Origin of the sequence: Streptomyces sp. NBC_01717 (assembly GCF_036248255.1) — a bacterium.
In the GTDB taxonomy this organism is placed as follows: Bacteria; Actinomycetota; Actinomycetes; order Streptomycetales; family Streptomycetaceae; genus Streptomyces.
The window spans coordinates 1,935,089-1,962,088 of record NZ_CP109178.1; the positions used below are offsets into that span (position 1 = coordinate 1,935,089).

Genomic DNA, 27,000 nt, shown 5'->3' on the forward strand with positions numbered 1-27,000 from the left:
CCGTTGTATCCACCGCTGTCCGCTCTGCAACGGACTACCGCCCCGGAGCCCCCGGGGCAAGGGTGTGCGCGTCATCCGTCGTGCGGGGCGGCGTCTTTCACCTGATGTTCGACCGGGGACGCGGGATGCGGGTGAGTGCCTGTTCGAACCAGACGGTCTTGCCCCGTGCCGTGGTGCTCGTCCCCCATTCGCGGGCGAGGCCGCTCACCACCAGCAGTCCGCGGCCGAACTCGTCGTGGGCGGAGGCGTTGAGGAGCGCGGCCGGGGCCGGTTCGTCGTCGCTGACCTCGCACAGCAGGGCGCCGGTCCGGACGAGGCGCAGCCCGATGTGGTGGGTGCGCCCGTGCTTCACGGCGTTGGTGACGAGCTCGCTGACCATCAGCTCGGCCGACTCCACCGCCTCCGGCAGCTCCCAGTCGAGGAGCCGGCCGCGGACCAGCCGCCGGGCGCGGGCCACTTCGCGTGGGTCCAGCGCGAGTTGCCACTCGGCGACGTCGCCGTCCGGGATGCCGTTCAACCGGGCCATCAGCAGTGCCACGTCGTCCTTGCGGCCGCCCTTCGGGTTCAGGGCGCGGATGATCGTGTCGCAGGCGTCGTCCATCGAGGCGGCGGGGTGCGCGGCGGAGGCGCAGAGTGCGGCGAGTCCCGCGCCGATGTCCTGACCGCGCACCTCGACCAGACCGTCGGTGCACAGGACCAGCCGGTCGCCGGGCCGCACCTGCACGGTCGCGGTCTCGAAGGCGACACCGCCGACGCCGATGGGCGCACCGGTCGGCAGGTCGAGGAGCTCCGCCCGGCCGTCCTCGGCGCGGACCAGTACGGGCGGGATGTGCCCGGCGTTGGCGATCTGGAGCTCGGAGTGGATCGGGTCGTAGACGGCGTAGAGGCAGGTCGCCAGATACTGCTCGCCGAGGCGTTGTGCCAGGTCGTCGAGGTTGCGCAGCAGCTGGGCAGGCGGCATCTCCATGGTGGCCATCGTCAGTACGGCGGTGCGCAACTGACCCATCATCGCCGCCGAGTTGAGTCCGTGCCCCATGACGTCGCCGACGACGAGCGCGGTCCGGGAGCCGGGCAGTTTCACCGAGTCGAACCAGTCACCGCCGATCCGGCCGAGCCGGGCGCCGGGCAGATAGCGGGTGGCGATGTCGCAGCCCGCCATGCGCGCCTCCACCTGGGGCAGCATGCTGTCCTGGAGGGTGTCGGCGACATTCTCCTGGTACGTGTACATGCGGGCGTTGTCGAGTACGAGACCGGCGCGGGCGGCGAGTTCGGCGCCCGTGGTGCGGTCCATGTCGTCGAATGGCTCACGGCCGGGACGGCGCATCAGGACCATGAAGCCGAGCACCACGTCACGCGCCTTGAGCGGCACGATGAGCAGCGACCGGTGGGTGATCAGGGGACGCAGGTCGCGCTTCTCGAACTCGCCCGAGATCCGGTTGCTCATCTCCTCACTGACGTACGGGATGAGGACCGGCTCACCGGTGACCATGCACTGGAAGAACGGTGTGTGCTCGGGGAAGGCGATGGACTCGCCGACCGGGACGGTGTCGTCCCACCGGCCGGGTTCGTCGTTGTGCTCGACCCACACCCGGTGCCAGACGGTGGTGACGTCGGGCGGCCCGTCCGGGAAGCCCTCACCGGCGAGGACCGCGGCGCGCAGATGCGTACCCGCGAAGTCGGTGAAGCGGGGGACGGCGGCGCTGGTGACCTCGCGGATGGTGCGTTCGAGATCGAGGGAGGTGCCGATGCGGCCGCTGACCTCGTTGAGGAACTCCAGCCGTTCGCGGACCGCGCCGTACTCGAGGTCGAGTTCGGGGCGCGGCACGGCGCGGGGTGCGGGTGAACCGTCGCCGGTGGCCTCCGGATCCTCGGCCGGAGGGCGCGGCGTCCGGCGCGGCACCCCCCAGTCGGGAGTGACCGGGAACCGGTCACGGTGGCTGAACTCCAGGATCGGGTAGCCCAGTTCGAGGACCTGCGAGACGATCCGGGTCGCCTGGTGGACGCTCATGTTGGGCAGGATCTCGGGGAGCCGGCCGGCCAGGTCCTGGTAGCCGGGGAAGTCGGTGTGGAGCGCGAAGCCGGGGGCGATCGTCTCGCTGTCCCGGCTGCCGTTCGCCTCGGCGTCGCGCAGCTGCCCGGCGTCCGCGGCCAGGACGAGGAGCCGTTCGGGACCGGGGCCGACCAGCGGGTAGGCCCACCACAGAACGTCGATCCGGCCGCGCCGCGGCTCGTCGACACGGGCCCGCCCCGCCGCCGGATAGGCGACGCTCCCGCTGAGCGAACTGTCGAGTGGGTGGCCGAACCCGGCGTACGTACCGTCCGGCCCGGGCTCCCCGTCCTGCCGCAACGCCCCGGAGACCGGGAGGAGTTCACCGGCCGGGCAGCCGATGGCGTCCTCCCTGGAGACGCCGAAGAGCCGTCTGGCCCCGGTGGACCAGTGCGACACGAGTCCGGTCGCGTCGACGACGACCACGGCGAGCGGCACCCGTCCGGCAGTGGCGTCGCGCGGCTGTGGTGCCCTCTGCGGCGGTACACCAAGGTCCATGGGTGGAAGGCTCCTTCCCCACCGCAAGGCTCTGCGGCTTGTGACTCCACGGTACGGCTCCGTGTCCGGCCCCCGCCGGTCATCGGCGGAATCGACCCCGGGGTCGTGCGCCCCGCGCGCCCCACCGCGCACAACCGGGCGGGGGGCGACCGGAACCGGGTCCTCACAAGAGCCTGCCCCCCAGGGCTCCGACCATGGCCCCCTGCGTCAGTCCGCATGCCCGAGCTGGAGGTCGCGTTCGGTGCGCCCGCCGCCCGCGACCTGGAGCACGGTCGCCACCGGTGGATACCCGGCCGCGATCACCGTGTACTCGCCGGTCGACAGATCCACGAAGCGGAACGCCCCGTCGGGCCCGGTGGTCAGGGTGTCGACGACATTGCCCGCCGCGTCGAGGAGCGTGACCCGGGCGTCCTCGACGGGCCGCCCACCGCTCGCCCGTACGATGCCGCGCAGCACGGCGCCACCGGCCAGTTCGATGTCCTGCCGGGTCTCTCTGGCCGCCTGCACGCTGACCGGCAGCGCTGCGGGCCGGAAGGCGGGGGCGCTGGCGGCGAGGGTGTACTCGCCGGCCACCAACTCCGAGATCACATAGCCGCCCTCGCGGCCGCTGCGGGTGGACGCGACGACCTCACCGCGCACATCGGTGAGGGTGACGGCGGCGTCCCGCACCGGGATCCCGTCGGCCGTGACGACGGTCCCGGCCAGTCTGCCCGCGCCGCCGAGCACCACGTCGAGCTCGACGGGCCGTTCGCCGACGGTGACGCTGACGGCCTGCGGCTGGTGTCCGCCGGCCGCCGCGATCAGGACGTAACTGCCGGAGCCGGGCACGCTCAGCGCGTACCGCCCGTCGTCACCGCTCGCGCCCCTTCCGACCTGCTGCCCCTGGACGTCGATGAGGGTGAGGGCGGCGCGCGGGACCTTCGAGCCGTCGGCGTGCTGGACGCTGCCGCACACCGGCACGCCCGAGAGGTGGGCGGGAGGCGGCGGGGCGGCGGTAGTGCGTGCGCCGGGGATCGAGGCGGACTCGGCAGCTGAATCGGGGCTGTGGTGGGACACCAGCGGTTTCTCCTTGAGGAAGAAGGCGATGACGAGGCCGAGCGCGAGCACCGGCACGAGGTAGAGGAAGATCCGGGGCATCGCGTCGGCGTACGCCTGGATGTAGCTGTCGCGGAGCGCGGGCTCCATGGCATGAACCAGCTGCGGGGTGATCGACTCGGGGTCGGGGAGGTCGGCTCCGGACGGGAGGCGGACGGCGAGAGCGTCCGCGAGACGGCCCGCGAAGAGCGTCCCGAACACGGCGGCACCGACGCTGCCGCCGATCTGCCGGAAGTAGTTGTTCGCGCTGGTGGCGGTGCCGAGGTCGGCGGGCGGCACGGAGTTCTGCACGGCCAGGATCAGCACCGGCATGATCAGGCCGATCCCGATGCCGAGCACGGCCTGCGCAATGCTGTACTCGATGCGCGGAGTATCGGTCTCGAGGCGCGAGAGCAACCACATGCCGACCACCGAGATCGCACTGCCGATGATCGGGTACATGCGGTATCGGCCGGTACGGGAGATCAGCTGGCCGGAGACGACGGACGCCCCGACGATGCCGCCCATCATCGGGAGCATCAGCAGCCCCGATTCGGTGGCGGTGGCGCCGTCGACCATCTGCAGGAACGTCGGCAGATAGCTGGCGGCGCCGAACAGGGCGACACCGACGACCGCGCCGACGAGCGCGGTGACATTGAAGATCGAGTCGCGGAACAGCCGCAGCGGGATGACGGGTTCGGGTGCGTGGCGTTCGACCACGAGGAAGAGCAGTGTCGTTCCGGCAGCTCCGGCGGCCAGCCCGAGGATCGTGCGCGAGCCCCAGGCGTACTCCGTGCCGCCCCAACTGGTCAGCAGCACCACGCAGGTGGAGGCGGCGGCCAGCAGGAGGGCGCCGAGCACGTCGAGGCGGGGCCGGACCGTGGGCTTGGGGAGCTTCAGTACGACGGTGATGACGGCGAGGGTGACGAGGCCGAACGGGACGTTGATGTAGAAGCACCAGCGCCACGAGGCGTGGTCGGTGAAGAAGCCGCCGAGCAGCGGGCCCGCGACGGACGCAAGACCGAACGCGGCGCCGATCAGCCCCATGAAGCGGCCGCGCTCGCGAGGCGGCACGACGTCCGCGATGATCGCCTGGACCCCGATCATGAGTCCGCCGCCGCCGACGCCCTGGACGGCACGGAAGGCGATCAGCTCGTCCATGGTGCGGGACCAGCCGGCCAGCGCGGAGCCGACGACGAAGACGACGATCGCGAACTGGAAGACGCTCTTGCGGCCGAAGAGATCCCCGAGCTTGCCGTAGATCGGCAGTCCGATGGTGGAGGCGAGGAGATAGGCGGTGACCGCCCAGGACATCTTCTCCAGGCCGTGCAGCTCACCGACGATCTTGGGCAGCGCGGTGGCGACGATCATCTGGTCGAGCGCCGCGAGCAGCAGGGTGAGCATCAGCCCGAGGAAGACCAGCCGGATCCCTCGGGGGCTGATCTCCTGGGCGGCGGGATCCGTGGTGGTGGGATCCGTGGCGGTGGGATCCGTGGAAGCCGATGCGGACGGGGGCGCGGTCGCCGCGCCGGGAGGGGCGGCTGTCGGCTCCCCGGCGCCGCCCGCACCGTCCGGTTCGTCCTTCACCAGAGTGATACCACCCACCACGTGCCGCTCCCCTCGTCGCATCTGCGCCGCCCATTTCTCGCATTGCGCGACATAGAGAGGCAAACGCGACGGGGGGCGCTGACGGCGCACTCGGGGGGGCTTATGCCCCGGTGGGAGCCACTACGGCGCGCAACCGGCGGGCCGGGAAAACCACCCGAACCGGTGAGGCCGGCCAGGGGTGTCCGGTGCTACTTCTCGACCTCGGTCGCGAGGTTCTGCAGCAGCTCGTCGTAGATGCGCCCAAGCCCCTTGGGCGCAAAGGTCTTCTCGAAGAATCCGCCGATGCCGCCCGCACCGTTCCAGACGGTCGACACGACGGCCTTGGACTTGCCCTCACCGGCCGGGGTGACGGTCCAGGTGGTGACCATCGACGAGTTGCGGTCCTTCTCGACGAGCTGACCGTCGGTCGGCTCGCTGACCTCCAGCAGGCAGTCGCGGATCCGCTTGCTGGTGGCCTGCAGCTTCCAGTGGACGAGGGTGCCCTCGCCGTCACCGCCCTCGCGCACCTCGTACTCACTGAACTGGCCGGGCAGCACCTTGCCCCGGACCTCCTTGTAGTCGGCCAGCGCATCGAACACCGTTTCCGCGTCCGCCGCGATGATCCGCTCTGTCGTGGCCTCGACCTGCGCCATGGCTGCTCCTCCACCACTCGGTTGTTCGGGGTGTGCTGAGCCAATCACCTCCGGCACGCCGCTCAAAATCCGGGCCGGCACGAAGGGGAGGAAACGATCAAGGGAACAAGTGTTCTATTCTGTGCCCAGCGCTACCGAGGAGGCGTCCATGCGCTGGGACAATCTGGTCGAGAACACCCGGGAGACCGGGACCGGCGCGCTCTTCGCCGCGGATGCGGTGACCACGCGCACCTTCGACACCCCCGAATTCCGGGGAATCACCTTCCATGAGATCCGGGCCCGCTCGATCGTGAACCGGGTGCCGGGCGCATCCCGGATGCCGTTCGAATGGACCGTGAACCCGTACCGGGGCTGTACGCATGCCTGCGTCTACTGCTTCGCCCGTAAGACCCACAGCTATCTGGACCTCGACACCGGGCTCGGCTTCGACTCGCAGATCGTCGTCAAGATCAACGCCCCGGAGCTGCTCCGTCGTCACCTCGCCTCCAGCCGCTGGCACGGCGCGCACATCGCGATGGGCACCAATGTCGACTGCTATCAGCGGGCCGAGGGCCGCTACCGGCTGATGCCCGGCATCATCGAGGCCCTCCGCGACCACGCGAACCCGTTCTCGATCCTCACCAAGGGCACGATCGTCCTGCGCGATCTGGAGCTGTTGCGACAGGCCGCGGAGGTCACCGAAGTCGGCATCTCCGTCTCGGTCGGCTTCGTCGATCCCGAGCTGTGGCGCACGGTCGAACCCGGCACCCCCTCCCCCGAGCGCCGCCTCGACGTCGTGCGCACGCTGAGCGAGAACGGCATCGACTGCGGCGTACTGATGGCGCCCGTCATCCCGTTCCTCGGTGACCGCCCGGACCAGCTGCGGGCCACGGTCCGCGCGATCGCCGCCGCCGGGGCGACCTCGGTGACCCCGCTCGTACTCCATCTGCGACCGGGCGCCCGCGAGTGGTTCATGCAGTGGCTCGGCCGGCACCACCCCCAACTGGTGCGGCGGTACGAGCGGATGTACGCCGACGGGGCGTACGCGCCCACGTGGTACCAGCGCACCGTCACCCGCCGGGTGCACGAGCTGGCCGCCGAGTACGGCATCGGTCCGGCGCGGCGCGGAGAGCCCCGCCGGATCCCCGTACAGCAGGAGCAGCAGTCGCCGCTCGACGGTCCCGGCCCCACCCAGCTGACCCTGCTCTGACCTCGGCCCGCGCGCTGTTCCGGACGTCACCCCGAAGCTGTCGTGGGTCTGTACGAGCCGGGGTCGGGCAAATGGGTCAACTCTCATCAGAACATGTCCTTCCGTGTCCGAATGTGGGGAGCATGCGGCGGGGGCTGCACCACCCGCAGCCGCGTTCCCTCCACCACGGGAGGCCATATGACGAATCGTTCAGGAATTCTGTTCGCCGTCGGTGCGACAGTCGCCGGTCTGCTGACCGGCGTTCCGTCCCCGGCGGCAGCCGACGGAGTCGCGCCGGCTGCCGCGCAGCTCACATGGACCGGCTGCGCCACGAAGTCGTATCCGACGCTGCAGTGTTCAACCGTGCGCACCCCGCTCAATCATGACGATCCGTCGGGCAGGAGCATCACCCTCGCCCTGTCGCGGATCCCGCACACCGCGAAGACCTCGCAGGGCCCTCTGCTCGTCAACCCCGGCGGCCCCGGCGGCAGCGGGCTGACGATGGCCGGCTACGTGGCGGCCTCGCTGCCGAAGGAGACCGCCGCGCAGTACGACGTGATCGGGTTCGACCCGCGCGGGGTCGGGAAGAGTTCCCCGGCCCTGAACTGTGTACCGAAATACTTCGAGCCGCTGCGCCCCGACCCGGTGCCGCTGGACCTGCGGACCGAGCAGGCCAACCGCGACCGCGCCGCGTCTTTCGCCGCCGCGTGCGGCGCGAAGTACCCCGATCTGCTGCCGTACATGGACACGGTGAGCACCGCCAAGGATCTCGATGTGATCCGGCAGGCCCTCGGCTCCCCGCAGATCAACTACTTCGGATACTCGTACGGCACCTATCTGGGCGCGGTGTACGCCAAGCTGTTCCCGGAGCGGGTACGGCGTCTGGTGCTCGACTCGAACGTCGACCCGGACGGGGTCTGGTACGACGACAACATCGGCCAGGACTACGCGTTCGACGCCCGCCAGAAGGCGTTCGCCGCCTGGATCGCGAAGCACAACTCGACGTACGGACTCGGCAGCGACCCGGCGAAGGTCGAGGCCGCCTGGTACGCGATGAGCGAAGCGGTCAGGAAGGAACCCGCGGGCGGCACGGTCGGTATGAGCGAGCTGCAGGACACGTTCCTGCCGGGCGGCTACAACAACGGGTACTGGCCCTTCCTGGCCGATGCGTTCGCCTCGTACGTGAACCACAAGGACCAGGACGCGCTGGTCCGCGCGTACAAGATGCTCGGCGCCGTCGACGACAAGGGCGACAACGGCTACTCGGTCTACGCGGCCGTGCAGTGCCACGACGCCGAGTGGACACGCGACTGGAACACCTGGCGCAGCGAGAGCTGGAACGTGCACAGCAAGGCGCCCTTCTACACCTGGAACAACACCTGGTACAACGCACCGTGCGCATCCTGGCCGGTGGAGCCGCTCAACCCGGTGCAGGTCTCCAACGACGCGCTCCCGCCGGCGCTGCTCTTCCAGGCCACGGAGGACGCGGCCACGCCGTACGAGGGCGGGGTCACCCTGCACCGCAAGCTCCGCGGCTCCAGCCTGGTCGTCGAACAGGGCGGCGGCAACCACGGCATCACGCTGAGCGGCAACAAGTGCCTGGACGGGTACTTGGTGGACTACCTCGACAAGGGAATCGTCCCGCGCGCCAACGGCAGCAGCGCCGACGCGGACGCGGTCTGCCCGAAGTCGCCCGACCCGGAGCCGCCGGCCGCCGGGGCATCGGCGAAGACGCTGCGGAGCGCGACGGCAGAAGTAGGCGGCGCACTGCACGGGATGCTCGGCTTCCGCGGCTGACGGGAGAGGGGCCGAACTACGACCGCGGGGACCCGAGCTCACGCCCTCGGGGGCGTACGCCACCATGGTCCGTATGACGACACGGCCCATATCCGCGTACGCCCCCGACCTGTCCGTCAGAGCCATGACCATCGACGACTGCGAGGCCGTCGCGACGATCCGGGTACGCGGCTGGCAGGCCGCGTACACCGGGCTGATCCCGCAGGCGTATCTGGACGCGATGGACATCGCCGAGGACGCGCAGCGGCGGCGCGGCTTCTTCGCCGAACGCAACACGGTCGTCAATGTGGTGGCCGAGCGGCCGGGCCCGGGTGTGATCGGCTGGGCCTGTTACGGCCCGTACCGCGCGGACGGCAGGCGGCTCGCCCGCGGCGAGCTGTACGCCATCTATGTGCTGCCCGAGCAGCGCGGGACCGGGGTCGGTCGCGCCCTGATGGCGGAGATCCTGGCGCGCTCCGCAGCGGACGGGTTCCCCGATCTGTCGCTCTGGGTCCTCAAGGAGAACGCACCGGCTCGCCGTTTCTACGAGCGTGCGGGCTTCGCTCCGGACGGAGCCGAGGAACCCTTCCAGGTCGGCGGCGTCCTCGTGCCCGAGGTGCGTTACGTACGTCCGCTCAGCCCGCCGGAAGCCGGCTGATCGCCTCCTCGGCCGCGCCGCCGAGCCTCGGGTGCGGCAGCGCCGCCTGCAGGACCGGGCGGGCCTGCGCGTCGCCGAGCTGTCCCAGCCCCTCCACACAGGCCAGTGCGACCCGCCAGTGCGGCTCGTCCGGTGCCAGCAGCCGTTCCAGGGTGCTGATCAGCGTCGGGACGGACTCGGGGGCCCGCAGGGCGGTGAGCAGCCGCACCGGGTGCAGGGCGTAGGCGGTACGCAGGGTGTTGGTCGCGAGGGCGGCGGCGGCCCGGGGCGTGCGCGGGTCGCCGAGGCGCACCAGGGCATGGGCCGCGGAGACACAGCGCTCCGGGTCGCGGTGGTTGAGCAGCAGGACCAGCGCCTCGAAGGCCCGTCTGTCGCCGCCGCAGCCGAGCCGGAACGCGGCGATCTCGCGCGCCCAGAGCGGACGTTCGCGTTCGACGAGGACCCGGGCCAGTTCCTCGTCGTCCTCGGTGGCGAGCAGTCTGCGGTACGCCGCCGACTCCCCCGCCTCGTCCCCCAGCCGGTCGGCCAGCGACCGGAACTCCTCGTCCATGACCGTCAGCGTATCGGCGGACACGGCGAGTGTGAGCGGGCACACAACAACTCGGGACTGGCGCGCTCGTTACTCGCCGGTTAACCTCATATGAGCGGGACACACTCCCCGCCGACTCCAGTGGCCTGGTGACGCAGCCATCCGGAGTGCTTGTCGGTTCGGCAGCTTTGCGAGACGTGACTCCGGGACAGAGTCCGTCACCCCAATCCCGGGTCCGGGTGTGTTCGGTACACCCCGGGTCCTGAGCACCACGACACGCAATTCCCGCACGCCATGCGCCGGTCGGGCCCCTCGGCCCCACCGGATCCTTTCGCCTCGTGCGCCCACACAGTCGTCACTCATCCCTGGAGTCCCGTGATGGACATCCCGCTCTCCACCATCGCCGTCGTCGGCCTCGGCACCATGGGCACCGGCATCGCCGAGGTCCTCGCCCGGGCCGGCCGCGAGGTCATCGGTATCGACATCAGCGAGGCGGCCGCGCGTCAGGCCGTTGCCGCCCTGGAAGCCTCCACCGCCCGCGCCGTGCAGAAGGGGCGGATCACCGAGGGCGAGCGGCACGACGTCCTCGCTCGGTTCCGTACCTTCTCCGATCTGCAGGCCGCCGCTGACGCGCAGCTCGTCATCGAGGTCGTGCCCGAGTCGTACGAGATCAAGCAGCAGCTCTTCCGGGAGCTCGACGCGATCATCTCCCCCACCGCGATCCTGGCGACCGGCACCAACGCCCTGTCGGTGACCCGGCTGGCCGCCGAGTCGCAGCACCCCGAGCGCGTGCTCGGTCTGCACTTCTTCAACCCGGCGCCCGCGATGAAGCTGGTCGAGGTGGTCTCCTCGGTGCTGACCGCGCCGCCGGCCGTCGAGGCGGTCACCGAGCTCGCCCGTGAGCTGGGCAAGGAGCCGGTCGCGGTGGGCGACCGGCCTGGGTTCGTCGCCGACGGGCTGCTGTTCGGCTACCTGAACCAGGCGGCCGCGATGTACGAGGCGAGCTACGCCTCCCGTGAGGACATCGACGCGGCCATGAAGCTGGGTTGCGGGCTGCCGATGGGCCCGCTCGCCCTGCTCGACCTGATCGGGGTCGACACCGCCCGTACCGTCCTGGAGGCGATGTACTCCGAGTCGCACGACCGGCTGCACGCCCCTGCGCCGATCCTCAAGCAGCTCAGCGAGGCCGGGCTGACCGGCCGCAAGTCGGGCCGCGGCTTCTACACGTACGCGGCGCCGGGCAGCCAGACCGTTGTGCCGGACACGAAGACTCCGCAGGAGAGCACCGGAGCGGCGACCGGGCGCACCGTGCGGTCCGTGGGCGTCGCCGGCTCCGGAACGATGGCCTCGGGCATCGCGGAGGTCTTCGCGAAGGCCGGCTACGACGTGGTGCTGGCCGCGCGCAGTCAGGAGAAGGCGGACACGGCGAAGGGCCGGATCGCCAAGTCGCTGGAACGTTCCGTCACCAAGGGGCGGCTGACGGCCGAGGCGCGGGACGAGACCCTCGCCCGCATCACCGCGGCCGGTTCGCTGGACTCGTTCGACGACGTCGATCTCGCGGTCGAGGCGGTCGCCGAGGACCTGGCGGTCAAGCAGCAGCTGTTCGCCACGCTGGACAAGGTGTGCAAGCCGGGTGCGGTGCTCGCCACCACCACGTCGTCGCTGCCGGTCGTGGCGTGCGCACGGGCCACCTCGCGTCCGCAGGACGTCATCGGGATGCACTTCTTCAACCCGGCGCCCGCGATGAAGCTGGTCGAGGTGGTCCGTACGGTGCTCACGGACGACGACGTCCACGCCACCGTCCGTGAGGTGTGCGGGAAGATCCGCAAGCACCCGGTCGACTGCGGGGACCGGGCCGGTTTCATCGTCAACGCGCTGCTGTTCCCGTACCTCAACAACGCGATCAAGATGGTCGGGGAGCACTACGCGACCCTCGACGACATCGACGCCGCGATGAAGCTGGGCGGCGGCTACCCGATGGGCCCGTTCGAGCTCCTCGACGTCGTCGGGCTCGATGTCTCGCTCGCCATCGAGAAGGTGCTGCACAGCGAGTTCCGCGACCCGGGCCTGGCCCCTGCGCCGCTGCTGGAGCATCTGGTGGCCGCCGGCTGCCTCGGCCGCAAGACGGGGCGCGGCTTCCGCGAATATGCCCGGCGCTGAGGGACGGCGGGCTCCCGCCCGGCCGGTCGGGTCTCCGGCCGGGCGGGACCGCCCGGCCGGCTCCCAGCCGGCTCCCGGACCGGGAGTCGGCTGGGGAGGGCTGCTCGATCCGCCGCCACCGCCTTCGGCGTGGGAGGTGCCGCCCGGCGGCCCGCCCCCGCAGGCGCGCTCTCCTGCGCCGATGCAGTACGTTCACACCATGTCCCAGCCCGCCAGGTCCCCCCGTGTCTCCGCCGCACCCGACGCCCCGGAGAGTGCCGCCGGCACGCGCGCCGCCGCCCAACGGCTCAAGATGCGCCGCGAACTGGCCGCCGCAGCGATGGAGCTCTTCGCCACGAAGGGGTACGAGGCGACGACGGTCGACGAGATCGCGGGCGCCGCGGGCGTCGCCCGGCGGACCTTCTTCCGGCACTTCCGCTCCAAGGAAGAGGCGATCTTCCCGGACCACGACGACACCCTCGTCCGGGCCGAGGCCGTCCTCAATGCCGCCCCCGCGCACGAGCACCCGCTCGACACCGTCTGCCGCGGCATCAAGGAAGTCATGAAGATGTACGCGGCCAAGCCCGCGGTCTCCGTGGCCCGCTACAAGCTGACCCGCGAGGTCCCCACCCTTCGGGAGGCCGAGATCGCCTCGGTGGCCCGCTACGAGCGGCTGTTCACGCGCTATCTCCTGGGCCATTTCGACGAGCGCGACCACCATGTCGGCAATGACGATCCGCTGCTGGCGGAGGTCGCGGCGTCCGCCGTCGTCACCGCGCACAACCATGTGCTGCGCCGCTGGCTGCGGGCGGGCGGCCAGGGCGACGTGGAGGCCCAACTCGACCACGCGTTCGCGATCGTCCGGGACACGTTCGGGACCGGGATCGGCGCGGGCCGGATCGCCGGGACCGAGCCCGCGACCCCCGGCCCGGCCGCCGCTTCGGTGAGCACGGAGGGCGAGGTGCTGGTCGCGGTGGCGCGCACCGACGCACCGCTCGACGAAGTGATGCGCACGATCCAGCAGGCGCTCAAGGACCACTGAGCGGGGGCCTGTTGGCCGAACCGCTCCGTCGACCCCCGCATGCCGGACGGGCTCGCTGCCGAGCCCGTCCGGCATGCGCGTGCCCGGCCTCCGAAACTGGTTGCGGCCCGGACCCGCCGGTGTTGTGGTGGGCGCATGACTCATGATCATGACGCCCTGCTGTCCCTCTTCGACCACGAGATGCGCGAGCATGCGCGACCCGACGGCCCCGGTGTCCGCGTAGAGCGCACCGCCGATGTCGTACGTCAGGTCGGCGCGGCCGACGACTGGAACGGCGTCGTCTGGTCGGCGCCGGATCTGGACGCCGTCCGGGCGGACGCGGCGATCGCGGCCCAGGTGGAGCGCTTCACCGCGCTCGGCCTCGACGAGTTCGAGTGGAAGCTGTACGCACACGACCGGCCGGCGGACCTGGGGCAGCGGCTGCGGGCGGCCGGCTTCGTCGCGGAGGAGCCGGAGACCCTGCTGGTCGCCCCGGTCGCGGACCTCCCGACCGCGGTGGAGCTCCCCGAGGGCGTCCGGCTGCGTACGGTGACCGATGCGGCCGATGTGGAGCTGATGGCCCGGGCCCATGGGCGGGCGTTCGGCTCCGACTGGTCGCGGTTGCGGCATCAGGTGCTGGCCCGGCTCACCGAGGCCCCGGACAGCTTCGTCGGGGTGCTGGCCATGGTGGGCGACGAGCCGGTGAGCTCGGCCCGCATGGAGCTGTACCCGGGCACCGGCTTCGCGGGACTCTGGGGCGGCGGGACGGTCGAGCCATGGCGCGGGAAGGGCATCTACCGGGCACTGGTGGCCTTCCGTGCCGCGATCGCCACCGAGCGTGGCTACAGATATCTGCAGGTCGACGCGACCGACCAGAGCCGTCCGATCCTCCAGCGGCTCGGTTTCACCGCGCTGAGCACCACCACGCCGCACGTCTACCGGCACACGTCCTGACCGTACCGAGCGGGACAGAACAGCCCGAAACACCTCGCATGTTGCTCATACGTGCCGGCCGGATGACATGTGAGAGAAATTGTTGGCACCCAGTGCCTTGCCAGGTGTCACGGAGTGCCATACGTTGAAGTTGTCCGGGCGGCCGGCGTGCAGAGACCTCACGTACGCCGGCTGTCCCCGCAAGCCATGTGCCTGCGCGCCCGGACGCCTGCGTCACAGGCGAACCCTTCTGCTCCACCAGAGCAGGCCGAAGCCTTACCAGCCGAACCGACGGCAGCACCTCCACAACGCACCGCACCCCCGTTGGCAGGGACCCTCAGGCGTCCCTCGACGCCATTCCCCGAGCACTCGGCTCCGGTCGAGCAGGGGAGACACCATCCCGGAGGCACACCGTGAAGGAAATCCTGGACGCGATCCAATCGCAGGACAGCACAGCCGCAGATTTCGCGGCCCTGTCCATCCCTGAGTCGTACCGCGCGGTGACCGTGCGCAAGGACGAGACGGAGATGTTCGCCGGGCTCGCCTCCCGCGACAAGGACCCCCGCAAGTCGCTGCACCTCGACGACGTCCCGGTGCCCGAGCTCGGGCCCGGCGAGGCACTGGTCGCCGTCATGGCCAGCTCGGTGAACTACAACTCGGTCTGGACCTCGATCTTCGAGCCGATGTCCACCTTCGGCTTCCTGGAGCGCTACGGGAAGCTCAGCGAGCTCACCAAGCGCCACGACCTGCCGTACCACGTCATCGGCTCCGACCTGGCGGGCGTCGTCCTGCGCACCGGCCCCGGCGTCAACGCCTGGCACCCCGGCGACGAGGTCGTCGCGCACTGCCTCTCGGTCGAACTGGAGTCCTCGGACGGCCACAACGACACGATGCTCGACCCCGAGCAGCGGATCTGGGGCTTCGAGACCAACTTCGGCGGCCTCGCCGAGATCGCGCTCGTCAAGTCCAACCAGCTGATGCCGAAGCCGCAGCACCTGAGCTGGGAGGAGGCCGCCGCTCCCGGCCTGGTCAACTCCACCGCCTACCGCCAGCTCGTCTCGCGCAACGGCGCCGGCATGAAGCAGGGCGACAACGTGCTGATCTGGGGCGCCAGCGGCGGACTCGGTTCATACGCCACGCAGTTCGCGCTGGCCGGTGGCGCCAACCCGATCTGCATCGTCTCCAGCGAGCAGAAGGCGGACATCTGCCGCAAGATGGGCGCAGAGGCGATCATCGACCGCAACGCCGAGGGCTACAAGTTCTGGAAGGACGAGCACAACCAGGACCCGCGCGAGTGGAAGCGGTTCGGCAAGCGCATCCGTGAGCTGACCGGCGGCGAGGACGTGGACATCGTCTTCGAGCACCCGGGCCGCGAGACGTTCGGCGCCTCGGTGTACGTGACCCGCAAGGGCGGCACGATCGTCACCTGCGCCTCCACGTCGGGCTACAACCACGAGTACGACAACCGCTACCTGTGGATGTCGCTGAAGAAGATCGTGGGCTCGCACTTCGCCAACTACCGCGAGGCGTGGGAGGCCAACAGGCTGATCGCCAAGGGCAAGATCCACCCGACGCTGTCGAAGGTCTACTCCCTGGAGGAGACCGGTCAGGCCGCGTACGACGTGCACCGCAACCTCCACCAGGGCAAGGTCGGCGTGCTCGCGCTGGCCCCCCGCGAGGGTCTGGGTGTGCGCAACGAGGAGCTGCGCGAGCAGCACATCGACGCCATCAATCGCTTCCGGGACGTCTGACATGAGCGGGCGTCAGAAGGACCGCCCGTGGCTCATGCGGACGTACGCCGGTCACTCGACCGCCGAAGCGTCCAACGAGCTCTACCGGCGCAACCTCGCCAAGGGCCAGACCGGTCTGTCGGTCGCCTTCGACCTGCCGACCCAGACGGGTTACGACCCCGACCACATCCTCGCCCGCGGCGAGGTCGGCCGGGTCGGCGTGCCCGTCTCGCACCTCGGTGACATGCGGCGGCTGTTCCAGGACATCCCGCTGGAGCAGATGAACACCTCGATGACCATCAACGCCACCGCGATGTGGCTGCTGGCGCTCTATCAGGTGGTCGCCGAGGAGCAGGGCGCCGACGCCACGAAGCTCCAGGGCACGACGCAGAACGACATCGTCAAGGAGTACCTCTCGCGCGGGACCCATGTCTTCCCGCCCGGTCCCTCGCTGCGGCTGACCACCGACATGATCACGTACACGGTCAACCACATACCGAAGTGGAACCCGATCAACATCTGCAGTTATCACCTGCAGGAGGCGGGGGCCACTCCGGTCCAGGAGATCGCGTACGCCATGTCGACGGCGATCGCCGTGCTCGACGCGGTCCGTGACTCCGGGCAGGTGCCCGAGGAGAAGTTCGGCGATGTCGTCGCCCGTATCTCCTTCTTCGTGAATGCGGGCGTCCGCTTCATCGAGGAGATGTGCAAGATGCGCGCCTTCGGCCGCATCTGGGATCAGGTCACCCGCGAGCGGTACGGCATCACCGACGCCAAGCAGCGCCGGTTCCGCTACGGCGTCCAGGTCAACTCCCTCGGGCTGACCGAGGCGCAGCCGGAGAACAACGTCCAGCGCATCGTCCTGGAGATGCTGGCGGTCACCCTCTCCAAGGACGCCCGCGCCCGGGCCGTCCAGCTGCCCGCCTGGAACGAGGCGCTGGGGCTCCCCCGCCCCTGGGACCAGCAGTGGTCGCTCCGGATCCAGCAGGTCCTCGCACACGAGAGCGATCTGCTGGAGTACGAGGACATCTTCGCGGGTTCGCATGTGATCGAGGCCAAGGTGGACGCCCTGGTCACCGAGTCGTTCGCGGAGATCGACCGGATCCAGCAGATGGGCGGCGCCATGGCGGCCGTCGAGTCCGGCTACCTGAAGTCGGAACTGGTCTCCTCGCACGCGCAGCGGCGGGCCCGGATCGAGGGCGGCGAGGAGAAGATCGTCGGCGTCAACATCTACGAGACGACCGAGCCGAACCCGCTCACCTCGGACCTCGACGGCGCGATCATGACGGTCGACCCCGCCAACGAGGCCAGGGTCGTCGCGGCGCTCCACGAGTGGCGCGACAACCGTGACGAGGCCCGCGCCTCCGAGGCGCTGGCCGCGCTGAAGAAGGCCGCGGCCGGCACCGACAACATGATGGAAGCGACTGTGGAGTGCGCCCGGGCGGGTGTAACCACCGGCGAGTGGTCGTGGGCGCTGCGCGATGTGTTCGGCGAGTTCCGGGCCCCGACAGGCGTCTCGTCCGCACCGGTCGCGGTGACCGCGGAGGCGGGCACGCCACTCGCCCTGGTCCGCGAGAAGGTCGCCCGCACCGCCGGCGACCTCGGCACCGGACGGCTGCGACTGCTGGTCGGCAAGCCGGGCCTGGACGGACACTCCAACGGCGCCGAGCAGATCGCCGTACGGGCCCGTGACGCCGGGTTCGAGGTCGTCTACCAGGGGATCAGACTGACCCCAGAACAGATCGTCTCGGCCGCGCTCGCCGAGGACGTGCACTGCGTCGGTCTGTCGATCCTGTCCGGCTCGCACGCCGAGCTGGTGCCGGACGTGCTGAACCGGCTGCGCGAGGCCGGCGCCAACGACATACCCGTCATCGCGGGCGGGATCATTCCGCCCGCCGACGCCACCGCGCTGATCGAGGCGGGCGTCGCCGCCGTATTCACCCCGAAGGACTTCGGCATCACGGAGATCATCGGCCGTATCGTCGACGAGATCCGGAAAGCGAACAAGCTCGACCCTCTGGAGGTCCCCGCATGACCCAGCCTGTGAACCGTCTGCGTCCGCGTCGCTCCTGCCTGGCTGTGCCGGGCTCGAACCCGCGGTTCCTGGAGAAGGCCCAGGGCCTCCCGGCCGACCAGGTCTTCCTGGACCTCGAGGACGCCTGCGCCCCGCTCGCCAAGGAAGGCGCCCGGCACCACATCGTCGACGCGCTGAACAACGGCGACTGGACGGGCAAGACCCGGGTCGTGCGCGTCAACGACTGGACCACGCACTGGACGTACCGCGATGTGATCACGGTGGTCGAGGGTGCCGGCCAGAACCTCGACTGCATCATGCTGCCGAAGGTCCAGGACGCCCAGCAGGTCGTCGCCCTCGATCTGCTGCTCACCCAGATCGAGAAGACGATGGGCTTCGAGGTCGGGAAGATCGGCATCGAGGCGCAGATCGAGAACGCCAAGGGCCTGGTGAACATCGACGACATCGCCGCCGCCTCACCGCGTCTGGAGACGCTGATCTTCGGCCCGGCCGACTTCATGGCGTCGATCAACATGAAGACCCTGGTCGTCGGCCAGCAGCCGCCCGGCTACGGCGCTGACGCGTACCACTACATCCTCATGCGCATCCTGATGGCGGCTCGTACGCACGACCTCCAGGCGATCGACGGTCCCTTCCTGCAGATCCGTGACGTGGACGCGTACCGCGAGGTCGCCGGCCGTGCGGCGGCACTCGGCTTCGACGGCAAATGGGTACTGCACCCCGGCCAGGTCGACGCGGCCAACGAGGTGTTCTCGCCCTCGCAGGAGGACTACGACCACGCCGAGCTGATCCTCGACGCGTACGAGTGGTGCACCTCGGAGGAGGGCGGCAAGAAGGGTTCGGCGATGCTCGGCGACGAGATGATCGACGAGGCCAGCCGGAAGATGGCCCTGGTCATCGCGGGCAAGGGCCGCGCGGCCGGCATGCAGCGCACCTCCAAGTTCGAAGCTCCGGAGGCCTGACCATGCAGTTCGGGCGCACCTATGAGGAGTTCGAGGTCGGTGCGGTGTACAAGCACTGGCCCGGAAAGACGGTCACCGAGTACGACGACCACCTTTTCTGTCTGCTCACCATGAATCACCACCCGCTGCACATGGACAGCAACTACGCGGAGAAGACGACCGATTTCGGCAAGAACGTTGTAGTCGGCAACTACATCTACTCGCTGTTGCTCGGCATGTCCGTCCCCGACGTCTCCGGAAAGGCGATCGCCAACCTGGAGGTCGAGTCGCTCAAGCATGTCGCACCGACCTTCCACGGCGACACGATCTACGGCGAGACGACCGTCCTCGACAAGACTCCGTCAAAGTCCAAGAGTGACCGCGGAATCGTCTACGTGGAGACCAAGGGCTACAAGCAGGACGGGACACTCGTCTGCGTGTTCCGACGCAAGGTGATGGTCCCCACCGAGACGTACATCAAGGAGCGCGGCGGCGAGCAGCCCGGCCGCCCGGAGCTGAACCAGCCTTCGCAGAAGAACGTGGAGAAGTAGCCATGACGCGACTCGCCCAGACCGCCGGCCTGAACGACATCCAGCAGGAAATCCTCTCCACGGTCCGGGATTTCGTCGACAAGGAGATCATTCCGGTCGCGACCCAGCTGGAGCACCGCGACGAGTACCCGACGGAGATCGTCGAGGGGCTCAAGGAACTGGGCCTGTTCGGGCTGATGATCCCCGAGGAGTACGGGGGCCTGGGTGAGTCGCTTCTCACATACGCGCTCTGCGTCGAGGAAATCGCGCGCGGCTGGATGAGCGTGTCGGGGATCATCAACACGCACTTCATCGTGGCGTACATGCTCAAGCAGCACGGCACCCAGGAGCAGAAGGACACGTTCCTGCCGCGGATGGCGCTGGGCGAGGTCCGGGGCGCGTTCTCGATGTCCGAGCCGGCGCTGGGTTCCGATGTCTCGGCCATCACCTCCAAGGGCGTCAGGGACGGCGACGAGTACGTCCTGAACGGCCAGAAGATGTGGCTGACGAACGGCGGCACGTCCTCGCTCGTCGCCGTGCTGTGCCGAAGTGACGAAGGCCACCCCGAGGGGACGGCCCGGCACAAGTCGATGACGACCTTCCTGGTGGAGAAGGAGCCGGGCTTCGGCGAGGTCCGGCCGGGGCTCACCATTCCCGGGAAGATCGACAAGATGGGTTACAAGGGCGTCGACACGACGGAACTCATCATGGACGGACTACGCATTCCGGCCAATCGTGTACTCGGCGGCACCACCGGCCGAGGGTTTTACCAAATGATGGACGGTGTCGAGGTCGGCCGGGTGAATGTGGCCGCGCGTGGTTGCGGCGTCGCGCAGCGTGCATTCGAGCTGGGCGTTTCCTACGCTCAGCAGCGCCACACCTTCGGAAAGCCGATCGCTCAGCACCAGGCGATCCAGTTCAAGCTGGCCGAAATGGCCACCAAGGTCGAAGCGGCGCATGCGATGATGGTGAATGCAGCGCGCAAAAAGGACTCCGGGGAACGAAACGACCTGGAGGCAGGGATGGCGAAGTACCTCGCCTCCGAATACTGCAAGGAAGTCGTCGAGGACGCCTTCCGTATCCACGGCGGTTACGGCTTCTCCAAGGAGTACGAGATCGAGCGCCTCTACCGGGAGGCCCCGATGCTGCTGATCGGTGAAGGTACCGCCGAAATCCAGAAAATGATCATTGGGCGCCGACTCCTCGAGGAGTACCGGTTCCAGGGCTGATTGTCCCCTTCGAGGTGATTTAGCCGCGAAGAAGATCACACCCTGTCATCCTCAGCCGGTGCCTTCCAGCCGTCCGACTCGGCTGCTGGCTTGCCCAGTTGCGGCTCGCAACCGATAGCATCGCCGGAAAAGCCGCCGTCCCCCGTTGCCAGCGCGGCATCATCCGCTACGAAGGTCATCCATGCCCGACAGCCAAACCTCTGCATCACGCGGCGGAGTCCGCCTAGCGCGCGGAGCTTCGCCGTGGCTCCTCCCGACCGTCGCCACCGCGGCGCTCAGCCTCACCCGGGCCCGCAAGTCCGGACGCTGGGCCGCCGTGGCCGTGCCCACCACCGCGCTCGCGGCGGGCATGCTGTGGTTCTTCCGCGACCCCGAGCGCGAGATCACCCAGGGCCGAGTCATCTCTCCGGCCGACGGTGTGGTGCAGAGCATCATGCCGTGGAAGGACGGGCGCACCCGCGTCGCGATCTTCATGAGCCCGCTGAATGTCCACGTCAACCGTGCGCCCCTGGCCGGCACGGTGACATCGGTCGAGCACATCCCCGGTGGGTTCGTCCCGGCGTTCAACAAGGAGAGCGAGAACAACGAGCGCGTTGTCTGGCACTTCGACACCGAGCTCGGTGACATCGAGATGGTGCAGATCGCGGGTGCGGTTGCCCGTCGCATCGTCCCGTACATCCCGCAGGGCACGAAGGTGGAACAGGGCGAGCGCATCGGCCTGATCCGCTTCGGCTCCCGGGTCGACATCTACCTTCCGGAAGGTATCGATGTCGCGGTCGAGGTCGGCCAGGCCACCACCGCGGGGGTGACTCGAATTGACCGTGATTGATCCCGACACACAGGCCGGCTGGGTGCCGGAGGCCGAGTCGGAGGACGACGTCGAGGACATGCCGCTGTCTCTGCGGCTGTCGATAGCGGACACCCTCACTCTCGGTAATGCCACGTGCGGTTTCATGGCGGTGTACTTCACCACCACGGGGATCCTCATCCCGCACCTCACGGGCAGCGACGAAAGCGGCATGGCCCGGCATTCCGCGGCCACCGCCGTGATCCTGATGCTCCTCGCCGCGGTCTTCGACCTCTTCGACGGGCTGGTGGCGCGCAAGCTCCGCAGCTCGCCGATGGGCGCTGAGCTGGACAACCTCTCGGACCTGATCAGCTTCGGCCTCGCCCCGGCGTACTTCGTACTCGTGTACGGCATGGTCGCGGACGACGCACACCAGAGGGTGTCGGCGCTCGCGGCGATCGTCGTGCTGCTGGCCGTGGTGCTGAGACTGGCCAGATTCTCCTGCGTGACCATGAAGGACGGCATGTTCCAGGGCATGCCGAGCCCCTTCGGAGCGCTCACGGTCGTCTCGATCGTCCTCCTGGAGCTGCCCTTCGTACCGACGCTGCTCGCGATCGTCGGAGTGGCGTGGTTGATGGTCAGCCGGGTCGAGTACCCGAAGCCGCGGGGTGTCCTCGCGGTGGCGATGCTCAGCTGGATCGTCGGCGCGATGGGGCTGCTCGCCGCCTGGGCGTTCGACGCCCCCGGCGGTCAGCTGCTCCTGCAGACCGGCTGCGCGCTGCAGGTGGTCCTGGGAGCGGTCATCCCGCTCTTCGCGACGGCGCGGCGGGTGAACACCTTCCGCGACAACCGGCGCGAGGCACGGGCGGCTCAGCTGCCCTAGCGGTACAGCGCAAGACCTACGAGGGCCCGGGTGCTTCCCCAGCACCCGGGCCCTCCTGCATGTCCTGGTGACCGCTGCCTCAGCACCCGCGGTGAACGCAATGTGCTGACGTCATGGAGCAGGCCGGGCGCGCTGTCTCCCGGCCGACTCCGCGGGTCGGTGCGGCGACCGCTACGCCGGGTCCCAGCGGGCGGCGAGCAGCAGCGCGATGTCGTCGGGCCGGTCGGACTCCTGCTTCGCCTCCCGGATCACCAGATCCGCCATGTCGGCGAGCGACGGCAGGTCGGCTCGCTCGATCGTGGAGCGCAGCCGCTCGATGCCCAGATCGATGTCGGTCCCTGTGTGCTCGACCAGTCCGTCGGTGTACAGCGCCAGGATCTCGCCGGGGTCCAGGAGGAGGTCGCTGACCGGGTAGGACGCACGGGGGGCGACCCCGAGCACGATGCCGCCGGGCAGGTCCAGGACCTCGGTCGTGTGGTCGGGATGGCGGAGCAAGGGCTGCGGGTGCCCGGCCCGGACCGCCTGGGTGCGGCCGGTGACAGGGTCGAGGACGACGTAGCAGCAGCTGGCGATCTGGCCGGGGTCGAGGTCGATGAGCAGCCGGTTGGTGCCGCTCACCACCTCCTGGGGATCGTGCCCGCTGAGGGCGAAGGCCCTTACCGCGCTGCGCAGTTGGCCCATGGTCGCGGCCGCGGCGACGCCGTGCCCCTGGACGTCCCCGATGACCAGGGCCAGGCCGCGCTCTCGAGACCTGGCGTGCGGTGACGGCCTCCGTCAGCGCGATGGCGAGGGCGACCGGCCGGTAGAGCGCGGACGCCCGGTCGGCCGGGGAACCGATCCCCACGCCCGGTGTGACGACGGACCCCGGAGTGTAGGCCGGTTCCGTGGCGGCGAGCGTGACCGTCACTCCGTCGTGGCCCGGGTACAGGGACACGGACAGCCAGTCGTCGGTGGAGCGCCGCACGAGGAAGTGCACCGGGTCGTGGGAGAGCAGGGCGGCCCGGTGATCGTCGTCGTACGCGGGGTGTCCGAACCACGGCAAAACCTCCCACAGGACGCGACCGAGCAGGTCGGCGCGCGCCCGGTCGAGCAGCTCCTCCGCGAGATCGTTGACATAGGTGATCCGTCCGAGCCGGTCGAGCGAGAAGATGCCGCGCGGGAGCCGGTCGGCCGCCTCCGCGACGACCGTCCCGGCACCGAGGTCGACGAGGAAGCCGGTGAGATGACCGGCCGCGCCGTCACCGGGCGGTCGGGTCCCGGGGCTGGAGAGTTCGAGGAGGTTCGTCCGGCCGTCGGGGCCGCGCAGCCGCAACCGGCGTACGACCGGGCCGGGCGATCCGGCCGCCCCGCGGGCGACAGCACACAGCCCGCACACGTCCTCCGGGGCCAGCAACGCCGTCAGCGCGTCGACGGTGCCCCCGAACTGTGCGGGCTCCGTGGCGAGGATCGCGCACAGCTCCGCGTCGGCTTCGACGGCGCCGGTGTCGAGGTCCCACTCGAAGTGTCCGATCCTGACCGGTGGTGCGAGGGCCGAGGGGGCAGCTGGACGGGCACCGGCTCGCCGTCCCACACGACCTGGGTGCCCTCGCCCGCCAGCTCCGCGAGGTCGGAGCCGAGCTGCCGGGCCACCTGCTGAAGACTGTGCCGGTGGGCCGGCGATACCGGCCTCCCGGGTGTGGCGGGCCGCAGCACCGCCAGGACCCCGAACTTCTGGTGGCTGCCGCCGATGGGCACGAACAGCGAACCGAACGGGAACGGCAGGCCCGCCATCAGTTGCGGGAACCGGCGCATGGCCTCCTCGGCGTCGGGGAGCAGGATCGACCGGTACGAGCGGTAGGACTCGCACACCGGGAAGGGCCGGTTCACATGCATGCGCCACCAGGGGCGGAACAGTCGACCCGGCAGCCCCGCGAGCACCGCGAGCCGCAGCAGCTCAGGGTTCCCGGAGCGCAGATATACGCCGCCTGCGTACCCGTCGGCGGACTCGACCGCGCTCACTGCGGCCTGCGCGAGCACCAGGGACAGTTCGCCCGGCACTCGGCCGCCGTTCACCGCCCCGGGCACCGCCCTGCCTTCATCCCGCGGACTGTGCCGGGTAGCGCCGTACCAGGTCACACAGTCAGGATGCGCCCCGGCGGCCCTGCAGCGCACCCGGTGGACCGGGGCACGCAATGAACGAAATCTTCCAACATCATGTGAATCTTTTGCGTCAGAGGGCCGCTTGATCGTGTGCCTGGAGTCAAGACATGCCACGGGACACTTCGATACCCACCGTTGCGCACACCTATTTTTCTGGATGCTCTTCGCAAAAGCCCCCGACGAGAGTCTCAATTTTGAGTGATCAAGGCAATATTTTGCGAAGAGTATAGACGTCTTTGCGGTCCACTCCTAGCCTGTGGGGCGTCCGAAGAGCCCCCACGAGCCGCAAGGACGACGATCACGTGACCCCACCACCGAAACGCCTCCTGCTCAGACGCTCTCTGTCCGCTTCCCTCTCCCTGGCCCTCGCCGCGTTCGGCACCGCCGCCGCGGTCGTACTGTCCAGCGCCCCGCCCGCCCGGGCCGCGGGTGTCCCCGCGCCCTCCCCCCTCGCGGTCCCCGGCCGCGGTGCGACCGTTCCGTTCAAGGAGCAGGAAGCCGAGTACGCGGCCACGAACGGCACGCTGATCGGACCCAACCGGCTGTACGGCACGCTGCCCTCCGAGGCCTCCGGTCGGCAGGCCGTGACGCTGGACGCCGTCGGCGAGTACGTGGAATTCACCCTCACCGCCCCGGCGAACGCGATGTCCTTCCGCTACTCGCTGCCGGACAGCCCCGACGGAACGGGCCGTGACGCCTCGATCGACGTGCGCGTGGGCGACGGGGCGCCGAAGAGTGTCCCGGTCACATCGAAGTACGGCTGGTACTACGGCGGTTACCCGTTCAACAACAACCCGGGCGACACCAACCCGCACCACTTCTACGACGAGGCCCGGACCACGTTCGGGTCGGCGCTCCCCATCGGCACGAAGGTGCGGCTGCAGGTCTCCTCCACCGCCGCGTCGCCGACGTTCACCATCGACCTGGCCGACTTCGAGCAGGTCGGCGCCCCGGTCGGCAGTCCGTCGGGGGCGCTGGACGTGGTCAGCGACTTCGGCGCCGACCCGACAGGCGCGACCGACTCCACCGGCAGGATCCAGGCGGCCGTCGACGCCGGCCGGGCGCAGGGCAAGGAGGTGTACATCCCGCAGGGAACCTTCCAGGTCCGCGATCACATCGTCGTCGACAAGGTGACACTGCGCGGGGCCGGCCCCTGGTACAGCGTGCTGACCGGGCGCGATCCGTCGAACCGCAGCAAGGCGGTCGGTGTCTACGGCAAGTACGCCGCGGACGGCGGCAGCAGCAATGTCACCCTCAAGGACTTCGCCATCATCGGCGACATCCGTGAACGGGTGGACAACGACCAGGTCAACGCCATCGGCGGGGCGATGTCCAATTCGGTCGTCGACAACATCTGGATGCAGCACACCAAGTGCGGCGCCTGGATGGACGGACCGATGGACAATTTCACCGTCAAGAACAGCCGCATTCTGGACCAGACCGCAGACGGCGTGAATTTCCATTACGGCGTCACGAACTCCACCGTCACCAATACATTCGTCCGCAACACCGGTGACGACGGCCTGGCGATGTGGGCGGAGAACGTACCGAATGTGAAGAACAAGTTCACGTTCAACACCGTGATCCTGCCGATCCTCGCGAACAACATCGTGACGTACGGCGGCAAGGACATCACCATCTCCGACAACGTCATGTCCGACACGATCACCAATGGCGGCGGTCTTCACGTCGCCAATCGCTATCCCGGTGTGAATTCGGGTCAGGGCACGGCGGTCTCCGGCATCACGACAGCCGCCCGGAACACTCTGATCCGTACCGGGAACAACGACTTCAACTGGCGGTTCGGGGTCGGCGCGGTCTGGTTCAGTGGACTCAACGAACCCATCAACGCGACGATCAACATCACCGACACCGAGATACTCGACAGCTCGTACGCCGCGATCCATCTGATCGAGGGGGCGACCAACGGGCTGCATTTCGACAACGTGAGGATCGACGGCGCGGGTACCTACGCCCTGCAGATCCAGGCGCCGGGGACGGCCACGTTCACCAATGTCGTCGCCACGCACATCGCCCAGTCGAACCCGATCCACAACTGTGTCGGCAGCGGCTTCCAGATCACCCGGGGCAGCGGAAACTCCGGCTGGTACGCCGACCCGCCGGCCTGCACCGGCACCTGGCCGGACCCGGTGTGGACCAACGGCGGGGTGCCGGGGGGTGGCACCGACCCGACCGACCCGCCCACCGACCCTCCGGCCGATCCCGGCAACCTCGCGCTGGGCCGACCGGTCACCGAATCGGGGCACGCGGACGTCTATGGTGCGGCCAACGCCGTGGACGGCAATGCGAACAGCTACTGGGAGAGCACCAACCACGCCTTCCCGCAGACCATCACCGTGGACCTGGGCGCTCCCAAGGCCGTCAAACGCGTGGTCCTGAAGCTGCCCCCGGCGACTGCATGGGCGACCCGCACGCAGACGCTGAGCGTGTCGGGCAGTGCCGACAACTCCTCGTACAGCTCGCTCAAGGGGTCGGCCGGCTATGTCTTCGACCCGGCCGACGGCAATACGGCGACGATCACTCTGCCCGGCACATCAGCCCGCTATCTGCGGCTGACCTTCACCGCGAACACGGGGTGGCCCGCGGGTCAGCTCTCGGAACTGGAGGCGTACACCAGCTGAG

General features: G+C 69.4%; 18 protein-coding genes and 1 pseudogene. 14 read left to right on the forward strand and 5 right to left on the reverse strand.

Annotated features, from left to right (window positions below; all coding sequences use genetic code 11):
• Positions 1–97: 97 nt before the first annotated feature.
• From OHB49_RS08865 to OHB49_RS08875, 3 genes are all read right to left on the reverse strand, one after another.
• Positions 98–2,545 (reverse strand): ATP-binding SpoIIE family protein phosphatase, encoded by a 2,448-nt coding sequence (locus OHB49_RS08865; protein ID WP_329159298.1) that lies wholly within the window; start codon positions 2,543–2,545, stop codon positions 98–100.
• A 207-nt stretch (positions 2,546–2,752) separates the two neighbouring features.
• Positions 2,753–5,227, reverse strand: a complete 2,475-nt coding sequence (locus tag OHB49_RS08870) for an MFS transporter (protein ID WP_329159299.1) — start codon at positions 5,225–5,227, stop codon at positions 2,753–2,755.
• A 188-nt stretch (positions 5,228–5,415) separates the two neighbouring features.
• On the reverse strand, positions 5,416–5,859 hold the full coding sequence (locus tag OHB49_RS08875; protein WP_329159300.1) for an SRPBCC family protein: 444 nt from the start codon (positions 5,857–5,859) through the stop codon (positions 5,416–5,418).
• Between the two features lie 148 nt (positions 5,860–6,007).
• Between OHB49_RS08875 and OHB49_RS08880 the strand changes: the two genes are divergently transcribed.
• The 3 genes from OHB49_RS08880 (at position 6,008) to OHB49_RS08890 (ending at position 9,461) form a co-directional block, all read left to right on the forward strand.
• A complete protein-coding gene (locus OHB49_RS08880; RefSeq protein WP_329159301.1) occupies positions 6,008–7,048 on the forward strand; it encodes an Rv2578c family radical SAM protein in 1,041 nt (346 codons plus the stop codon).
• Positions 7,049–7,225: 177 nt separating this feature from the next.
• Entirely contained in the window at positions 7,226–8,824 is a 1,599-nt protein-coding gene (locus OHB49_RS08885; protein ID WP_329159304.1) for an alpha/beta hydrolase, read from the forward strand.
• Positions 8,825–8,897: 73 nt separating this feature from the next.
• On the forward strand, positions 8,898–9,461 hold the full coding sequence (locus OHB49_RS08890; RefSeq protein WP_107055311.1) for a GNAT family N-acetyltransferase: 564 nt from the start codon (positions 8,898–8,900) through the stop codon (positions 9,459–9,461).
• Here the strand turns inward: OHB49_RS08890 and OHB49_RS08895 are convergent.
• Positions 9,439–10,035 carry an adenylosuccinate lyase gene (locus OHB49_RS08895; protein ID WP_234432836.1) on the reverse strand — a complete coding sequence of 199 codons (597 nt, stop codon included), beginning with the start codon at positions 10,033–10,035 and terminating at the stop codon, positions 9,439–9,441. The genes OHB49_RS08890 and OHB49_RS08895 overlap by 23 nt on opposite strands.
• A 333-nt stretch (positions 10,036–10,368) precedes the next feature.
• Between OHB49_RS08895 and OHB49_RS08900 the strand changes: the two genes are divergently transcribed.
• The 10 genes from OHB49_RS08900 to pssA all read left to right on the forward strand — a co-directional run bounded on the left by OHB49_RS08900 (position 10,369) and on the right by pssA (position 22,218).
• Positions 10,369–12,150: a 3-hydroxyacyl-CoA dehydrogenase family protein gene (locus OHB49_RS08900; protein WP_329159305.1), complete on the forward strand. Its 1,782-nt coding sequence runs from the start codon at positions 10,369–10,371 to the stop codon at positions 12,148–12,150.
• Positions 12,151–12,349: 199 nt separating this feature from the next.
• Entirely contained in the window at positions 12,350–13,171 is an 822-nt protein-coding gene (locus tag OHB49_RS08905; RefSeq protein WP_030971720.1) for a TetR family transcriptional regulator, read from the forward strand.
• 135 nt (positions 13,172–13,306) lie between these two features.
• Positions 13,307–14,104: a GNAT family N-acetyltransferase gene (locus tag OHB49_RS08910; protein WP_329159308.1), complete on the forward strand. Its 798-nt coding sequence runs from the start codon at positions 13,307–13,309 to the stop codon at positions 14,102–14,104.
• Positions 14,105–14,496: 392 nt separating this feature from the next.
• Positions 14,497–15,834, forward strand: a complete 1,338-nt coding sequence (gene ccrA / locus OHB49_RS08915) for a crotonyl-CoA carboxylase/reductase (protein WP_329159310.1) — start codon at positions 14,497–14,499, stop codon at positions 15,832–15,834.
• Position 15,835: 1 nt separating this feature from the next.
• Positions 15,836–17,848, forward strand: a complete 2,013-nt coding sequence (locus OHB49_RS08920) for a protein meaA (protein WP_329159311.1) — start codon at positions 15,836–15,838, stop codon at positions 17,846–17,848.
• Positions 17,845–18,810, forward strand: coding sequence for an HpcH/HpaI aldolase/citrate lyase family protein (locus tag OHB49_RS08925; protein WP_030971713.1), 966 nt, complete (start codon positions 17,845–17,847; stop codon positions 18,808–18,810). Before OHB49_RS08920 ends, OHB49_RS08925 begins: the two co-directional genes overlap by 4 nt.
• A 2-nt stretch (positions 18,811–18,812) precedes the next feature.
• The gene (locus OHB49_RS08930) at positions 18,813–19,340 is read left to right on the forward strand and encodes a MaoC family dehydratase (RefSeq protein WP_030916550.1); all 528 of its coding nucleotides are present in this window, start codon (positions 18,813–18,815) and stop codon (positions 19,338–19,340) included.
• A 2-nt stretch (positions 19,341–19,342) separates the two neighbouring features.
• On the forward strand, positions 19,343–20,548 hold the full coding sequence (locus tag OHB49_RS08935) for an acyl-CoA dehydrogenase family protein (protein ID WP_030971711.1): 1,206 nt from the start codon (positions 19,343–19,345) through the stop codon (positions 20,546–20,548).
• A 181-nt stretch (positions 20,549–20,729) separates the two neighbouring features.
• Entirely contained in the window at positions 20,730–21,377 is a 648-nt protein-coding gene (locus OHB49_RS08940) for a phosphatidylserine decarboxylase (protein WP_030916556.1), read from the forward strand.
• A 22-nt stretch (positions 21,378–21,399) separates the two neighbouring features.
• Positions 21,400–22,218 (forward strand): CDP-diacylglycerol--serine O-phosphatidyltransferase, encoded by an 819-nt coding sequence (gene pssA, locus OHB49_RS08945; RefSeq protein ID WP_176902275.1) that lies wholly within the window; start codon positions 21,400–21,402, stop codon positions 22,216–22,218.
• Positions 22,219–22,389: 171 nt separating this feature from the next.
• On the opposite strand, the pseudogene OHB49_RS08950 reads toward pssA, so the two are convergent.
• Positions 22,390–24,333, reverse strand: a pseudogene (locus tag OHB49_RS08950) (SpoIIE family protein phosphatase).
• Between the two features lie 326 nt (positions 24,334–24,659).
• Here OHB49_RS08950 and OHB49_RS08955 point away from each other — a divergent pair.
• Entirely contained in the window at positions 24,660–26,999 is a 2,340-nt protein-coding gene (locus OHB49_RS08955) for a discoidin domain-containing protein (RefSeq protein ID WP_329159313.1), read from the forward strand.
• Position 27,000: the final 1 nt, after the last annotated feature.

What these genes read in the sequence shown, in the direction of transcription:
- OHB49_RS08910 (WP_329159308.1), top strand. Translation starts at nt 13,307, where the DNA reads ATGACTCATGATCATGACGCCCTGCTGTCCCTCTTCGACCACGAGATG.
- OHB49_RS08920 (WP_329159311.1), top strand. Translation starts at nt 15,836, where the DNA reads ATGAGCGGGCGTCAGAAGGACCGCCCGTGGCTCATGCGGACGTACGCC.
- OHB49_RS08900 (WP_329159305.1), top strand. Translation starts at nt 10,369, where the DNA reads ATGGACATCCCGCTCTCCACCATCGCCGTCGTCGGCCTCGGCACCATG.
- OHB49_RS08905 (WP_030971720.1), top strand. Translation starts at nt 12,350, where the DNA reads ATGTCCCAGCCCGCCAGGTCCCCCCGTGTCTCCGCCGCACCCGACGCC.
- OHB49_RS08925 (WP_030971713.1), top strand. Translation starts at nt 17,845, where the DNA reads ATGACCCAGCCTGTGAACCGTCTGCGTCCGCGTCGCTCCTGCCTGGCT.
- OHB49_RS08930 (WP_030916550.1), top strand. Translation starts at nt 18,813, where the DNA reads ATGCAGTTCGGGCGCACCTATGAGGAGTTCGAGGTCGGTGCGGTGTAC.
- OHB49_RS08940 (WP_030916556.1), top strand. Translation starts at nt 20,730, where the DNA reads ATGCCCGACAGCCAAACCTCTGCATCACGCGGCGGAGTCCGCCTAGCG.
- OHB49_RS08890 (WP_107055311.1), top strand. Translation starts at nt 8,898, where the DNA reads ATGACGACACGGCCCATATCCGCGTACGCCCCCGACCTGTCCGTCAGA.
- OHB49_RS08935 (WP_030971711.1), top strand. Translation starts at nt 19,343, where the DNA reads ATGACGCGACTCGCCCAGACCGCCGGCCTGAACGACATCCAGCAGGAA.
- OHB49_RS08880 (WP_329159301.1), top strand. Translation starts at nt 6,008, where the DNA reads ATGCGCTGGGACAATCTGGTCGAGAACACCCGGGAGACCGGGACCGGC.
- OHB49_RS08865 (WP_329159298.1), bottom strand. Translation starts at nt 2,545, where the DNA reads ATGGACCTTGGTGTACCGCCGCAGAGGGCACCACAGCCGCGCGACGCC.
- OHB49_RS08875 (WP_329159300.1), bottom strand. Translation starts at nt 5,859, where the DNA reads ATGGCGCAGGTCGAGGCCACGACAGAGCGGATCATCGCGGCGGACGCG.
- OHB49_RS08885 (WP_329159304.1), top strand. Translation starts at nt 7,226, where the DNA reads ATGACGAATCGTTCAGGAATTCTGTTCGCCGTCGGTGCGACAGTCGCC.